A 12,959-nucleotide genomic window follows, 5' to 3' on the forward strand; every position below is an offset into this window, starting at 1 on the left:
CTTACAGCTCAATGCCTTTCTGCGCCTTGATGCCCTGATCGGCAAAGGCGTGCTTGACCACTTTCATTTCGGTGACGGTGTCAGCAATATCGATCAGCGCTTGCGGGGCGTAACGCCCCGTGACCACCACATGCTGCATCACAGGACGCTGCATCAGGTCATCCAGCACGGCCTCCAGATCAAGGTAGTCATAGCGCAGCGCGATGTTCAGTTCATCCAGCAACACGAAGTGATATGCCGGATCATTGAGCATGCGCCGCGCCACATGCCAGGCGGCCTGTGCCATCGCCACATCACGTTCGCGATCCTGCGTATCCCAGGTATAGCCCTCGCCCATGACGTGATAGTCCACACCCGGCAGATGACGAAAGAACGCTTCCTCGCCGGTGGAAAAACTGCCCTTGATGAATTGCACCACACCCACTTTCATGCCATGACCAAGCGAGCGCGCGAGCATACCGAAACCGGAGCTGCTCTTACCTTTGCCCGGCCCGGTGAGCACCAGCAGCACGCCCTGCTCTTTCTGGGCGCGGGCAATCCGCTCGCGCATGATCTCCTGTTTGCGCGCCATGCGTTCTGCATGACGTGCCGGCGTTTTTGCATCTTCGCGCATTGTGGTTCCTTAAGGAGCATCTGAATAACTCCCCGGTGGTTCTGCGGGCGCTACAGCATGCAGTAGCAAGGCGCGGCGCGCCGGCAATGGCCGTAGCCCTTGCCAAGCGACGCAACGCGGCTAATGCGTGCTGTAGCGCCCGCCCTGCGGGGCTTTCTGGGCGACGCCTGCTCCGCGTTACGACTTCTCGACGTAGCCCGCTATGCCTTCGAAGTCGCGCCTTGATCAGGCGCCGCCCAGAAAGCCAGAACCACCGGGAGGTTATTCAGATGCTCCTTAACGGCCCGGCACGAACACACGCGTGCCATCAATTTCCGTGACCAGCAGCGGCTGGCCATACAATCGCGACAGCGCCTCCGGCACCAGCATGGTGTCGGCAGGCCCAAAGCAGGCTTCGCCGTCGGGATACAACAATAAAATGTGATCACACCAGCGTGCGGCAAGGTTCAGATCGTGCAGGCACATCAGCACACCGCAGCCCGCCGCTGCCTGTTCCGCCAGCAGGGCCATGACGGCCACCTGATGATGCAGATCAAGGTGATTGGTCGGCTCGTCCGCGAGCCACACCGAGGGCGCCTGCGCGAGCGCCGTCGCAATCGCCACACGCTGGCGCTCGCCGCCGGACAGGGTCGCCAGCGAGCGCGCCTGCAAATGCGCCACGGACAGTTTCGACAGCGCGGCACGGGCCAGTGCAATATCCTCCGCACCTTCCAGCTGCCACGGTGACAACCACGGGTGGCGACCGATCAGCGCCGTTTCCATCACCGTGGCCGGAAAGCCCTCCTGGCGTTCCTGAAACACCACCGCCAGTTCACGCGCCAGCGCACGACGACGCCAGGACGACAACGGGGTGCCACGCACCAGCACGTCGCCTGAACGTGCCTGACGCAGCCCGGCCAGCGTATGCAGCAACGTCGTCTTGCCGGCGCCATTGGGGCCGAGTACCCCCCACACTTCACCAGCACGCACGGTGAGATCCAGCGCCCGGCCATCGGCCCGGCCAGGCACATCAATCACCAGTTGGCGGGTGTGCAGCAGCGGCGTCTCCATCAGCGGCTCCGATACAACAGCCAGAGAAACGTCGGCACACCGATCAGCGCCGTGATCACGCCCACCGGCAACTGCTCCGGCGCGATCAAGGTGCGCGACACCGTATCGGCAAACGTCAGCAACATACCGCCGGCAAGCGCCGAGGCCGGCAGGATCACCCGCTGATCATTGCCCAGCACCAGCCTTAACATATGCGGCACGATCAGGCCGACAAACCCCACCGAGCCGGCAGTCGTCACCGCCATGGCGGTAAGCAGGCTGGCCGCCACATACACGCCGCGCTCCAGCACCCTGACCGGCACACCCAGTGCAGCCGCCTGCAGCGGACCTCGCGCCAGCACATTCAGGCTGCGCCCGGCCGGCACCGCGAGCACCACGGTCACCAGCAACACCACTGCCGCCGGCCAGGGACTGCGCGCGTAATTCAGATCGCCCATCAACCAGTACAGCATGCCCGGCAATCGTTCAGCCGGCCCGATGGCGAGCATGAAACTGATCAGTGCGCCCCAGCCCGCCGCGACCACCACGCCGGTCAGCAACAGGCGGGCCGGCGTCCAGCTGCCGGTGCCCTGCGCCAGGCCAAACACCAACAGCGCCGACAGCAACGCGCCGGCAAACGCGCTGCCCGACACCAGCGCGGCACCGAAGCCCAGCAACATCGCGCCCAGCGCCCCGACCGCCGCGCCCCCCGAAAGACCCAGCACATAGGGGTCCGCCAGCGGGTTGCGCAACAGCACCTGCATCAGCGCGCCCGCCAGCGCCAGCAGGCCACCCGTGGCAAATGCCGCCAGCGCGCGCGGCGCACGCAGCTCCAGCAACAGCGTGCGATGCAACGGCTCGCCGTGACCACTGAGCACGGCCCAGATTTCCAGCGGCCGAATCGTCACACTGCCCACCGCCACCGCCGTGACCAGCGCCACCAGTGACAGGCCCAATAGCGCCAGCAGTGGCCACAGCAGACGCCGCTCAATCAGCATCGCGCACCGCCTGCAATTGCGTGCACAAGGTGCGCGTGCCGGTCAGCAGCCGTACCGTGGGGCGCTGCAATGTCGAAGGAGGAATAAAAAACAGATGCGCGTTTTTGACGGCGCGCAAATCCGGATAGCGGCGCCAGCCCTCAACCCAGCCACGGTCGTCCTCGCCCATGCCACCAGCCACAATGGCCTGCGGATTGGCCGCCAACACGGCTTCGATATCCAGCGTGGGCGTCAGGCGTGGCAATTCACCGAAGACGTTGACGCCACCGCACAGGTGCATCGCCTCGCTGATAAAATGCGTGTCGTTGACCGTCATCAGCGGGTCGTTCCAGATCTGATAGAACAGCGTCACCGGTGCGGCGTCCTGATACCGCTGCCTGAGCGTCTGCACCGCGTCCGCGAAGGTGCTGGCCGCCGCATCGCCAATCTGCTCCGTGCCGGCCAGCCGCGCCAGACGATACAGGGTAGACGTAATGTCGGCGAAACTGCGCGGCTCGGTGTGATAGACCGGAATGCCCAGGCGCACCAGTTGATCCACCTGCTCGCGGGGATTGCCGCTGCGCCAGGCGATGACGAGATCGGGCCTGAGTGTCAGCAGGGTTTCCAGATCAAGGCGGTTATAACTGCCGACGCGCGGAATATCGTTCGCCGCCGCCGGGTAATCACTGAAGCTGACCGCGCCCACCACCCGCTCTCCCGCGCCGGCATCGAACAGCAGTTCGGTGGCGCCCGGCGACAACGACACAATGCGTTGCGCCGGCGCACCCACGCAGACTTCGCGCTGGAGATCGTCCATCACACAGCGCTGTGTGGCAGGCGCCGCAGCCGCCAGGGCCGGGATCAGGCTGGCCAGCAGCAGTGTATGCAAGGTCATGTTCATCGGCGTTGTCCTGTGTCCGGGCCGGTGCCGCCTGATGACAAGCAGCACGCCACGCCCTAAGATGCCCCGCATCGGCGCGCCCGTCAGGACGCGCTCGACAGAATCTGTCCGTGGCAGGTGTCCCGACGGCCTTCAGGCCGAGGGATGAAACTGGGAAGCTGGTGCAACACCAGCGCTGCCCCCGCAACGGTGATCGGTTCAGGTCGCACAGGCTGTTTGCTCAGCCAGCCACTGCGCAATGCGCGGGAAGGCGTGCGTACCGGGATGCTCACGCATCCGACCGTCAGCCCGGAGACCGGCCTGCCACCGGCTATCGTCGCGAACGCGGTGGGCTTTCGCGCGGGGTTTTGCCACGGCCGGTGCATGATACCGGCGTTTTCAGACCCTTTGATAGCTGCAAATGCTACGTGTTTTCTCTGTGGGAAAGCGCGCGGCGGAGCCGTGCCTGCGCCGTACCGGTGCAGGCGCGAATTTGCACAAGAGTGGTCGGGAATGAATGTTTTTTTCCGTCGGTCAGTCGGTGCCGGTCTTGTATTGACCGGCATGGCGTGGGCATCGGCGTGGGCATCGGAATCCTTGTCGCCGGTGGACATTACCGCGTCCGCACTGAATGCCGCCGAGGTGACACCGGAAAGCAGTGTCACCCAGGTCAGGGTGATCGAGCGCGAGGAGTTCGCCGGCCGCATCACCAGCCTGGCAGACACGTTGAGTGAAAGCGGTCATGTTCAGATACGCCGCACCGGCGGCCTCGGCAGCGCCTCGACGCTGTCCATCCGCGGCGCCACCAGCCAGCAGGTGCAGGTGCTGCTCGATGGCATGCTGCTGAATGATCCGGTGTCCGGTTACGCAGATATCAGCCGTGTGTCGCTGCACGATATCGGTCGCATCCAGATTTATCCCGGTGGCGCGCCGGCCCGCTATGCCCACGCCGGCATCGGCGGCGTGCTGGTACTGGAAACGCGTGATGCCGGCGACGATACCGGCACCGACATCACTCTCGGCGGCGGCAGTTTCGATACTCGCCGCGCAGCACTGAGCACGCAGCTGCGCCATGGACGCTGGCAGCACGCCTTCGCACTCAACCATCAGGCCAGCGATAACGATTTTCGCTATCGCAACCAGGCGCCCTGGTTCAATCCGAACGATGGTCGTTATACGCGCCGTCGCAATGCGTACGTTGATCAGTACGAAGCGAGCCTGAAATCCGGCCTGTTCATCGACGCTCACCGACAATTGCACAGTTTGTTGCAGTGGCAGGACAGCGAGCAGGGCGTACCCACGATTCAGAACTGGGCGGCCAATGACACCGCTTTGTCGACGGATGCGCGTCGTTTGCAACTCAGTTATCGCGACAGCAGCTGGGCAGCGGGCACGGTGCACAGCCAGCATCGCCTGCTGTGGGCAATGACGAACGAGCAGTATGGCAATCGCGGTGGCCACGTCGGCACCGGCAGCCAGGATACCCGCACGCACACGCAACAGATCGGGATGGCGCATACCCTGAGCTGGCTGCTTGGCCCGCATACCCTGTCCGCCGCGCTGGACCTGTCTCACTACGATTATCAACAGCGCGATGTGCTCGGCACCCGGCAACGCGATACGCGGCAACGGCTGCAGACCAGCAGCGCACTGAGCCATGAATGGCACAGCGACACAGGGCGCTGGGCCACGCAAACGGTACTGCGGCATTTCATGACCGGGGATGATTCCGACGAGGTCGGCAACACCGGCACACTGACGCGCACGCAACAGCACGCCGACTATACCGGCTGGCAGCTCGCCCTGACGCGGCATGTCGGCCACCACTGGCAATGGCAGGGCAGCGTGGCCCGGCAGGTGCGCATCCCTTCACTGCGCGAGCAGTACGGCCAGGAGGGCCTGCTGGTCGGCAATCCGGATCTCAACGCCGAAGAAGCGCTCAATCTTGATCTGACGCTGCGCACCGACCAGCGCTGGGGCCACTTCGAGATCACCGGTTATTACCGTGACCTGTCGCCGTCCATGGTGGCGCTGTACGACTCGCGCGGCGTGGGCCGTTACACCAATCTCGAGGCGCGTGTCGCCGGTGCCGAAACCACCCTGCACCTGACACCGACCGATCACTGGCAGCTTACGCTGAGCGCCACCGCACAGGATTCTGAAAACCGCTCTGACGCGGTCCAGTACAGCCAGGACAAGAAACTGCCCGGCATCTACCACCATGCCCTGCTGGTACGCAGCCGCTGGCAGATCGCGTCGTTTCACGCCAGCGTGTCCTGGCATCAGGAAGGCGAGCTGTATTACGACGCTGCCAATCTGCTGGAAGCCGACACACGCCGCCAGCTCAATGCGCGGCTGGGCTGGGAGGGCGTGCTGGTCGGCACGCAGCGCTCACGCCTGACGCTGGACCTGCGCAACCTGACCGACACGCAGTATCAGGATTTCACCCGCTTTCCCGGACCAGGCCGCAGCTGGCTGCTGGCTTTTACCCATCATTTCGAATAATTCATCTGCAAGAGGATAGTGCCATGCCCTTTTATCAAGGCTTGCCCCGTATCACCACGCTGCTGCTGGTCAGCACCGTGCTCACCGCCTGCGGCGGCTCCGGCGGTTCATCGGGCAATGCGACGAGTTTCTCGGATGCCGCCGTGATTGCCACCGGCGCCTTCAACAGTGCCGGCAGCGCCAGCGGCGCGGTGGAACTGATTGACCTGAACCGCACCCCGCTGCATTCCAGCGGCGGCTATTTTCCGGTGCCGTCCTCCGATATCTCGGTGAATACCCACGGGCCACATTACTATCGCATCGGCCGTTTCCAGTTCGACACGGTACAGAAGGTCGATATCGGCAACCCCGGTGCGGCGGAGTGGGAATTTTCCACCCTGGAAGCGGGCGACCAGGCGTCCAGCAACCCGCACAATCTTGTTTTTGTTTCCGACACCAAAGCCTATCTTCTTCGCTACGGCAGCACGCATGCCTGGATCGTCAATCCCTCCGCCACGCGGGAATCGGATTTCAAGATTGGCGAACTGGACCTGTCGCATTACAACGGCGGCGACAACACTGTCCCCAACATGACCTCCGGTGTCATCGTCGGCGATCGGCTGTTTGTCGTCCTGCAACGCCTCAACGCCGATTTCTCGCGCGGCAACCCGCCCTATGTGGCCGTCTTTGATGTGCACACCGATACCGAGATCGACACAGGTACCGGCACAGGACTGCCCGGCATTCAGCTCCAGAGCCTGAACCCTTCCGGTATTGCCTATCACCCGGAAGTGGGCGTGCTGGTCCAGGGCGTCGGTGACTATGGCTTCCCGCTCAACGGCGGCATCGACCACATCAACCCGGATACGTACGCCATGACACAACTGATCGACGACACCGCAGACACGGGCGCCATCAGTGGCATGGCATTGCGGGATGCCGATACGGCCTACTTCATCAGTTACGCGGGCTGGGGAGACAATCATGTGTTCCGGTTCAATCCGCTGACCGGCGAGGTCGCCACCGACGCGCCGGTGGCGGGCGCCCTGCATCGCAATATTGCCGCGCTGGCGTTCAGCCCCGGCGGCCAGTTGTGGATCGCCGATGCGACGGATAACGACCATGGCATTCGTGTCGTTGATCCGGCCACGGATGCTGAACAAGCATTTGTCCCGACAGCATTGCCGCCGCTGAGCCTGTCATTCATTACCAGCGAATAAGGTGAACGCTGCCTGCGGGTTTATCCGGCGGGCAGCGTGCGCAACGCCTCGATGAGCCGTTCCCAGTGCGGCGCTGCCGGCAAACCGAAACGCAGTGCCGCACCGCCCTCGTCCGGCCCGAACACACGCACCAGTACGGCGTGTCGCGCCAGTTGGCCGGCTACTTTGCCAGCGTCCTCATGCGGGCAATAACAACTCAACAGTGTATGTCCCGCGACAGGCAGCTCATGTGTCTGCAACACCGTGCGCAACCGCATCACCTGCCGCTGCAATTGATATTGCATGGTCTCCTGCCAGGGCGTATCGCACAGCGCCGCCTTCAGGATGGCCAACGCAGGGCCGTTCATGGCCCATGGCCCGAGCCAGCGGCTGAATGCCTCACACAGCGACGGCGGGCCATACAACAGGCCCGCACGCAAACCTGCCAACCCGAAGAACTTGCCGAGCGAACGCAACACGATCAGCCCGTCATGCCCCGTCATCGGCGCCAGCGATGTGTCGTGCGCCAGGGGATCCATAAACGCCTCATCCACCACCAGCCAACCGCCCCGCGCCGCCAACACCTGATGCCAGCGCAGCAACGTCTCCACCGGCCACAGCATCCCGGTCGGATTATTCGGCTGGATCACCACCAGCACATCCAGCGTCGGCAAGGCGTGTTCTATGTCATCCGGTGCCAGCGGCACCACCTCATGCCCCGCCAGCTGCCATCGATAAGCGTGCTCCCGATAGCCCGGCATCGGCACCCCGACACGGCTGCGGCCACGCAAGTGAGGCAACGCCTGAATGGCCGCCTGGCTGCCCGGCACGGGCACGCAACCCGCCGCAGGCGGCGCACCGGCCCAGCGTCGCGCGATATCGGGCAATTCATCGTCGTCTTCCGGCAAGCGGTGCCAGAGCGCGTCGGGAATCGGCGGCACCGGCCAGGGATGCGGATTGATGCCGGTGGACAGGTCCAGCCACTCGGAGGCGGGGACGCCGGTACGCTGCGCCATCTCACGCAGCCGGCCACCGTGCAGGGGCGGCTTCATAGCCACACCGCCAGCATCAGCGTCGCCAGCAGCCAACACCACAGTGAGCGCTGCACCAACCGGATGGCCGCCAGTGGCGCATGGGCATCCGGCGTCGCTCCTTCTCCCAATAGCGGCCGCTTTTGTTGTTCGCCGTGATATATCGCCACGCCCCCGAGTTGCAGGCCCAGCGCACCGGCGCCGGCGGCCATCACCGGCCCGGCGTTCGGGCTTTTCCAGTGCGGTGCCTGACGACGCCAGCAACGCAGGGCACGGGCCGTGTCGCCGGCCAGCGCATAGCCCAGCGCGGTCAGGCGCGCCGGCACCCAGTTGAGCAGGTCATCCAGCCTGGCGGCGACACGCCCGAACGCAAGATAACGCGGTGTGCGATACCCCCACATGGCATCCAGCGTATTGATCAGACGGTGCGCCACCACGCCCGGCAGGCCGGCGACCAGGAACCAGAACAGGCTGGCAAACAGGGCATCGGCGCCATTCTCGAGCACGGATTCCGTCGCGGCACGTGCCACCCCTTCGGCATCCAGCGCCCGCGTGTCGCGGCTGACAATGCGCGCCACCTGCTCACGCGCCCGCAGCAGATCACCGGCCTGCAACGGCAGGCTCACGGCCCGGGCATGCTCACGCAGGCTGCGCAGCGCGATGGCGAGGTACAGCCCGCTCACCGACAGCACCCAGCCAGCCCACACCGGCAGCACAGCCAGCAACCACATCGCCAGCAGGACCCACGGCGCCACCGCCAGACCGGCAGCAAGCAGCCCGGCCGGCACCGTACCGCGCCCGGACGGGTTGAGCATTTCTTCTATTCTGCTGGCGTAAGCGCCAAAAAGAACGAGCGGGTGCGCACGTCGCGGTTCACCCAGCCAGGCGTCCAGTAACAGAGCCACTACACAGCAGCATAATGCGCTTAACATGCCATCACTTGCCCCGGTTCCCGGCCCCGTTTTCGCATCGAATCATCGCAACATGTCACATTATTCACGGAAAAGGATTCATGACCGGCCGGACCGTTTACCCTCCGGTGCACACTTGACACCGCAACGGCAGGGGCAGACCATCCTGCGCTGCGAGTCTGTTTCATTACATCGGATGTAACGTTGAACGAAGCCCCGATTTGGCGTCTCACGCCACCAAGAATCAACACGGCGATGGCCGAGCGCGCCCGCGCGCGCCAGGCGGTATTGACCAAGCCCCCCGGCTCACTGGGCCGGCTGGAACGGCTGGCCATTACGCTGAGTGCACAACAGCAGCGCGAGCAGCCGGACGTCGACGCCGTGCGCATCGTCATTTTTGCTGGCGATCACGGAGTCTGTGCGGAAAACATTTCCGCTTTCCCCCAGGCTGTCACGGCGCAGATGGTAGCGAATTTCGCCGCAGGTGGCGCGGCGATCAGCGTGCTTGCACGGCATCTTGGTGCCGATCTGGAAGTGATCAACACCGGCACGGTCACGGCACAACCTCTGCTGCCCGGTGTGCTTGATGAACGCATTGGCGCCGGGACCGCCAACATCGCGCAGGCCCCGGCCATGACCCGGACACAATGCGAGGCCGCGCTGGAGATTGGCGTGCGGGCTGCTGCGCGCGCCGCGCAGGCCGGTATCGGGCTGTTTGTCGGCGGCGAGATGGGGATCGGCAACACCACCAGCGCCACCGCCGTGGCCAGCGCTCTGCTGGACAGCGACCCCGCCGCCTTGACCGGCCCCGGCACAGGGCTGAGCCCGACCGGCGTGATGCACAAGACCGAGGTGATCCGCCGCGCCCTGCAACGGCACGGTCAGGACAAGGATCCGTTGCATGTGCTCGCGTCGCTCGGCGGTTTCGAAATCAATGCCCTGGCCGGCGCCCTGCTCGGCTGTGCGCAACACCGTATCCCGGTGCTGGTGGACGGCTTTATTGTCTCCGTCGCCGCACTGGCAGCCTGTCGCTTGCAGCCTGCGCTGCGCGACTGGCTGCACTTTGCCCATCGCTCCGGCGAGCCCGGCCATTCGGCGGTGCTCGGGGCACTGGACGCTGATCCACTTCTGGAGCTCGACATGCGCCTCGGCGAAGGCAGCGGTGCCGCCATCGCGGTACCGCTGCTGCAGGCCGCCTGCAGGCTGCACAACCAGATGGCCAGTTTTGACTCAGCAGGTGTCAGTCATGATTCTTGATCCGACTCCCCCTATTCCACCCACCTGGATCGACATGCTTCGCCACGGCGAACCGGTCGGCGGCAGTATCTACCGTGGCCACCGCGACGACCCCCTCACCGAACGCGGCTGGCAGCAGATGTCCGAGGCCATCGGTGCAGAAGAAGAATGGGACGCCATCCTGACGTCGCCGCTGGAACGCTGCCGCGCCTTTGCCGAAGTGCTGGCCGCCGAACGCGACCTGCCGCTGTACCAGGACGCGGATTTCCGCGAAGTGCATTTCGGCCAGTGGGAAGGCTGCACGGTGGAGCAGGTCATGGCCCGTGACGGCAAGCGCCTGACCGAGTTCTGGGCCGGCGACGAGGACTACCCACCGCCAGGTGGCGAGACACTGGCCGATTTCCAGCGCCGGGTCGCCGGCGCCTGGGCCTACTGGACCGACCGCCTGCAGGGCCAGCGCATTCTGCTGGTGTGCCACAGCGGCGTGATCCGCATGGTGATGGCGGAAGTGCTCGGCATCTCCGCCGCACGCAGCGTCGCCAACGTGCAGGTGCCCTACGCCTCGCGCAGTCGCATTCGCCTGGATCACACCGACCACGGTGTATTTTCCTGCCTGATCGCCCACGGCTTCCGCCCCGGCCAGTTGCAACTGGACGCGGCGTGAGCCCTCGTGGACTGCTGCTGGCCACGGCTTTCCTGACCCGCCTTCCGGTGCCGTTGCACGGCACCGTGAGCGCGCGCGATCAGGGCGAAGCCGTGCCCGCCTGGCCGATAGTCGGCCTGTTGCTGGGTGTCCTGTTCTGGGTGCTCGCAAGCCTCGCCGCCAGCCTCGGCTGGGCCGCCTGGCCCACCGCCGTGCTGCTGGTGATGCTGTGGGCCGGCATCACGGGCGCGCTGCACCTGGACGGCCTGGCGGACAGTGCCGACGCCTGGCTCGGTGGCCAGGGCAACCGCGAGCGCACGTTGGAGATCATGAAAGACCCCGCCTGCGGCCCCGCCGGCGTGGTCGCACTGGTGCTGGTGCTGCTCGGAAAAACAGCCGCCGTGGCCACCCTGCTGGAACAGTCTGTTCTGTTGCCCTTGCTGCTTGCCCCGGCGCTCGGCCGCGCTGCCTGCACGGCGCTGTTTCTGCGTTTGCCGTATGTACGGGAAAACGGCCTTGGCCACGATGCCGCCGAACACCTGCCACGCGATACCGCGCGGGCAGTGTTGATCATCATTGCGCTGCTGAGCGCCTGGCTGGCGGTATGGATGCTGGTCACGGCGGCCGTACTGTTCCTGCTCGGGGAGTGGCTGATGCGGCAACGGCTGGGCGGCTTTACTGGCGATACCGCAGGGGCGCTAGTCGAAATCATTGAAGCAGGCATCCTGCTCACTGCCTATCTGGCGCTGTAGGGCTGCCGGTGTTGGCGATCCCCCCATCCTCGCCGACACAGGCCACTACGCCATCGTCATCACAACCTGTCTCTGACCAGCGCGAGAACAGACATCATGCTTGAATACACGAGCTGCGGATTACAGAACATCCGGCTGCGCAATGGCTATGAAGAGCGGGATACCCCCTATGGCAAGGCGGTAAGTATCCATGATCTGGAAGGGCTGCATCGCGCCATCGGAGTACATATTGTCCATCACAATCCCAACCTCCTGAGTGCCGAAGAGATCCGTTTTCTGCGGAAGGAACTGGACCTTCCCCAGGCACAACTGGCGACACTGCTTGATGTCGCCGAATCATCCGTGCGCAACTGGGAAAGCGGCCGCAACCGTATCCCCGGGCCGGCAGATCGCGTGCTGCGGGCATTGTATGTGGAGCAGGTACAGGGAGATGGCCAGGTACGGCAGTTGCTGGAAAGCATCAGCCGGATCAATCGCCATGCCTACGCAGCCCGGACGCTTGAACTGGAAGAAGCCGACGGGGGATGGCACGCCAGCGCGGCCTGAACATCAGTTGCCGGAGGTCGCCCCGCCCTTTAACCAGCAGGGCAGCCCCGCCACCGACAACACCACCCGCCCGCACTGCTGCGCCAGCGCCTGATTCAGCCAGCCCAGCTCATCGCAGAAACGTCGTGTCAGCGGGTCCATGCCGATGGTGCCCAGCCCCACTTCATTGCTGACGATCACGACCTCCCCCGGGTAATCCGGCAGGCCCGCCAGCCACGCTTCACGTTCACGTGCGAATACCGCCTCACCCGCGTGCAGCAGGTTGGCCACCCACAGGCTCATGCAATCCACCAGCAGACACGGCGCGGCCGGCGCCTGCTCTACCAGCACGCCGGCCAGCGAGACCGGCTCTTCCACCAGCCCCCACGCCGCCGGCCGCCGTGCCTGGTGCCGGCGAATGCGCTCGGCCATTTCGCCATCCCCGGCACTGCCGGTGGCCACATAGAGCACAGGCGATCCACCGGCCGAGGCCAGTTGTTCCGCCAGTGCGCTTTTGCCGGAGCGGATGCCGCCAAGAACCAGACTGTGTGCCATGTTGCGCTCCCGAATAGGACTGCCCGGCATGCTCACGCATGACGCGCAGGATTGCCAGACAGACGGCGGAAAACACACCGGCGCCGCCGCACCGCTCTGCTAGACTCTGTCGCGTTCGCCGTTT

Annotated in this window: 13 protein-coding genes and 1 riboswitch; of the genes, 6 read left to right on the forward strand and 7 right to left on the reverse strand. The window is 64.9% G+C overall.

The window, feature by feature from the left end:
• Position 1 precedes the first annotated feature (1 nt).
• From cobO to S7S_RS16865, 4 genes are all read right to left on the reverse strand, one after another.
• Positions 2 to 613 carry a cob(I)yrinic acid a,c-diamide adenosyltransferase gene (gene cobO / locus S7S_RS16850; RefSeq protein WP_008733057.1) on the reverse strand — a complete coding sequence of 204 codons (612 nt, stop codon included), beginning with the start codon at positions 611 to 613 and terminating at the stop codon, positions 2 to 4.
• A 276-nt stretch (positions 614 to 889) separates the two neighbouring features.
• Entirely contained in the window at positions 890 to 1,663 is a 774-nt protein-coding gene (locus tag S7S_RS16855; protein WP_008733056.1) for an ABC transporter ATP-binding protein, read from the reverse strand.
• A complete protein-coding gene (locus S7S_RS16860) occupies positions 1,663 to 2,640 on the reverse strand; it encodes a FecCD family ABC transporter permease (protein ID WP_008733055.1) in 978 nt (325 codons plus the stop codon). Before S7S_RS16860 ends, S7S_RS16855 begins: the two co-directional genes overlap by 1 nt.
• Positions 2,630 to 3,520, reverse strand: coding sequence for a cobalamin-binding protein (locus tag S7S_RS16865; RefSeq protein ID WP_008733054.1), 891 nt, complete (start codon positions 3,518 to 3,520; stop codon positions 2,630 to 2,632). The genes S7S_RS16860 and S7S_RS16865 overlap by 11 nt, the downstream gene beginning before the upstream one ends.
• Positions 3,521 to 3,618: 98 nt before the next feature.
• A riboswitch (cobalamin riboswitch) is annotated at positions 3,619 to 3,838 on the forward strand.
• Between the two features lie 174 nt (positions 3,839 to 4,012).
• On the opposite strand from S7S_RS16865, the gene S7S_RS16870 reads away from it, so the two are divergent.
• Positions 4,013 to 6,004: a TonB-dependent receptor plug domain-containing protein gene (locus S7S_RS16870; RefSeq protein ID WP_008733053.1), complete on the forward strand. Its 1,992-nt coding sequence runs from the start codon at positions 4,013 to 4,015 to the stop codon at positions 6,002 to 6,004.
• 23 nt (positions 6,005 to 6,027) lie between these two features.
• The gene (locus S7S_RS18975; RefSeq protein ID WP_008733052.1) at positions 6,028 to 7,203 is read left to right on the forward strand and encodes an NHL repeat-containing protein; all 1,176 of its coding nucleotides are present in this window, start codon (positions 6,028 to 6,030) and stop codon (positions 7,201 to 7,203) included.
• 20 nt (positions 7,204 to 7,223) lie between these two features.
• On the opposite strand, the gene cobD is transcribed toward S7S_RS18975, so the two are convergent.
• Both cobD and cbiB read right to left on the reverse strand, forming a co-directional pair.
• The gene (gene cobD / locus S7S_RS16880) at positions 7,224 to 8,234 is read right to left on the reverse strand and encodes a threonine-phosphate decarboxylase CobD (protein ID WP_008733051.1); all 1,011 of its coding nucleotides are present in this window, start codon (positions 8,232 to 8,234) and stop codon (positions 7,224 to 7,226) included.
• Positions 8,231 to 9,145 (reverse strand): adenosylcobinamide-phosphate synthase CbiB, encoded by a 915-nt coding sequence (cbiB, locus tag S7S_RS16885; protein WP_035202897.1) that lies wholly within the window; start codon positions 9,143 to 9,145, stop codon positions 8,231 to 8,233. Before cbiB ends, cobD begins: the two co-directional genes overlap by 4 nt.
• Before the next feature lie 183 nt (positions 9,146 to 9,328).
• On the opposite strand from cbiB, the gene cobT reads away from it, so the two are divergent.
• The 4 genes from cobT (at position 9,329) to S7S_RS16905 (ending at position 12,301) form a co-directional block, all read left to right on the forward strand.
• Positions 9,329 to 10,381: a nicotinate-nucleotide--dimethylbenzimidazole phosphoribosyltransferase gene (cobT, locus tag S7S_RS16890; protein ID WP_238582910.1), complete on the forward strand. Its 1,053-nt coding sequence runs from the start codon at positions 9,329 to 9,331 to the stop codon at positions 10,379 to 10,381.
• Positions 10,371 to 11,024: a histidine phosphatase family protein gene (locus S7S_RS16895; RefSeq protein WP_144401694.1), complete on the forward strand. Its 654-nt coding sequence runs from the start codon at positions 10,371 to 10,373 to the stop codon at positions 11,022 to 11,024. Before cobT ends, S7S_RS16895 begins: the two co-directional genes overlap by 11 nt.
• The gene (locus S7S_RS16900) at positions 11,021 to 11,755 is read left to right on the forward strand and encodes an adenosylcobinamide-GDP ribazoletransferase (protein ID WP_008733046.1); all 735 of its coding nucleotides are present in this window, start codon (positions 11,021 to 11,023) and stop codon (positions 11,753 to 11,755) included. The genes S7S_RS16895 and S7S_RS16900 overlap by 4 nt, the downstream gene beginning before the upstream one ends.
• A gap of 96 nt (positions 11,756 to 11,851) precedes the next feature.
• A complete protein-coding gene (locus S7S_RS16905; RefSeq protein WP_008733044.1) occupies positions 11,852 to 12,301 on the forward strand; it encodes a helix-turn-helix domain-containing protein in 450 nt (149 codons plus the stop codon).
• Between the two features lie 3 nt (positions 12,302 to 12,304).
• Here the strand turns inward: S7S_RS16905 and cobU are convergent, their stop codons facing one another.
• Positions 12,305 to 12,835, reverse strand: a complete 531-nt coding sequence (gene cobU / locus S7S_RS16910) for a bifunctional adenosylcobinamide kinase/adenosylcobinamide-phosphate guanylyltransferase (protein WP_008733042.1) — start codon at positions 12,833 to 12,835, stop codon at positions 12,305 to 12,307.
• Between the last annotated feature and the right edge of the window lie 124 nt (positions 12,836 to 12,959).

It is taken from the genome of Isoalcanivorax pacificus W11-5 (assembly GCF_000299335.2).
GTDB lineage: Bacteria > Pseudomonadota > Gammaproteobacteria > Pseudomonadales > Alcanivoracaceae > Isoalcanivorax > Isoalcanivorax pacificus.